Raw genomic sequence first — 1,753 nt, 5'->3', positions numbered from 1 at the left:
AGAAGTTTGAGAATGTTGATAATTCAAAGTTCAGCACTATTGTTAAGGGGAATGAGACTATAACTTTATTAGTTCCAAATACCAATGGAACCTTTACTTATTATAACGAGAGTCAAATCGGTGCTGATGGTCAACCAAAATTAGGAGAGACAGGAGTAACAATTGATCCAAAAGAAGTATCTGTATCTTTAAATACAACTACAAATAAATATGAGTTTAAAAACTCACAAGGAGATGTCATAGGAGAGATTGATGCAAATGCAAATGCAATTGTTTATAATGATAATTCTACAAATCTTGGAGTAACAAATGTTCAAGAAGCTATAGAAAAATTATTAGATAAAATTACAGAAGTAGCTGGTACCACAGGAGATTTGGTAGTGTCTGGCGGCTTAGAATTTTTGGCTAAAACCACAGGGATTAAAGCATTATTAGCTGATGCTACTATTCAAGTAGCAGACGAAGGCATAACTAATGAAAAATTAGGTAATAAAGCAGTTACATCAGATAAATTAAATGCAGGTACGGGAGAAAATAATCGTGTAGGTGTAGCAGATGATCAAGGAAATGTTATTTATAAAACATTAGATGAAGTAGTAAAAGGTAATGAGACTGTAACTTTATTAGTTCCAAACACCAATGGAACTTTTACTTATTATAACGAGAGTCAAATCGGTGCTGATGGTCAACCAAAATTAGGAGAGACAGGAGTAACAATTGATCCAAAAGAAGTATCTGTATCTTTAAATACAACTACAAATAAATATGAGTTTAAAAACTCACAAGGAGATATCATAGGAGTGATTGATACCAACGCTAAGGCTATTGCTTTTGATGATAGTAAATCTAATTTAGGAGCAGATAATGTACAAGATGCAATTGATAATCTATTAAGTAAAGTAGGATCAGGTGCAGGAGTTACTCTGGTTGATAATAATGATGGAACTATTACCTTAAAATCAGAAGACAATACAGTATTAGGAACAGTTTCTAAAGGAAGCTTGACCAATAATAACGATGGTACTTATACTTATGACAATGGCGATGGCACACCAGTAACGTTTGATACCAATGCTAAGGCTATTGCCTTTGATAACAGTACTAATGGTTTTACATCAACAAATGTACAAGAGGCATTAGAAGAGTTAAAAACTAAGTTAGACGGGACAAGTGATACATTAATAAACAATAACGACGGAACATATACTCATACTACAGTAGCAGGAGATGTTGTTATCATTGATGCTAATACAACAAAAGTAGAAGTATTAGATGGAGTGTATATTTTTAAAAATGCTAAAGGAGATACAATCACAAGTATTGATACCAATGCAAAAGCTATTGCTTTTGATGATAGTAAATCTAATTTAGGAGCAGATAATGTACAAGATGCAATTGATAACCTATTAAGTAAAGTAGGATCAGGTGCAGGAGTTACTCTGGTTGATAATAATGATGGAACTATTACCTTAAAATCAGAAGACAATACAGTATTAGGAACAGTTTCTAAAGGAAGCTTGACCAATAATAACGATGGTACTTATACTTATGACAATGGCGATGGCACACCAGTAACGTTTGATACCAATGCTAAGGCTATTGCCTTTGATAACAGTACTAATGGTTTTACATCAACAAATGTACAAGAGGCATTAGAAGAGTTAAAAACTAAGTTAGACGGGACAAGTGATACATTAGTAAACAATAACGACGGAACATATACTCATACTACAGTAGCAGGAGATGTTGTTAT

General features: G+C 33.0%; 1 pseudogene. It reads left to right on the top strand.

Features of this window, described 5'->3' with window-relative positions:
- Positions 1-1,753 (top strand): annotated as a pseudogene (locus tag AABL85_RS17370) (hypothetical protein); the annotation flags it as partial.

The sequence above is a fragment of the Myroides odoratimimus genome (genome assembly GCF_038039805.1).
In the GTDB taxonomy this organism is placed as follows: Bacteria; Bacteroidota; Bacteroidia; order Flavobacteriales; family Flavobacteriaceae; genus Flavobacterium; species Flavobacterium odoratimimum_B.
Note: the sequence above shows the minus strand (reverse complement) of the source record. Positions and strands in the feature narration are given on the sequence as shown.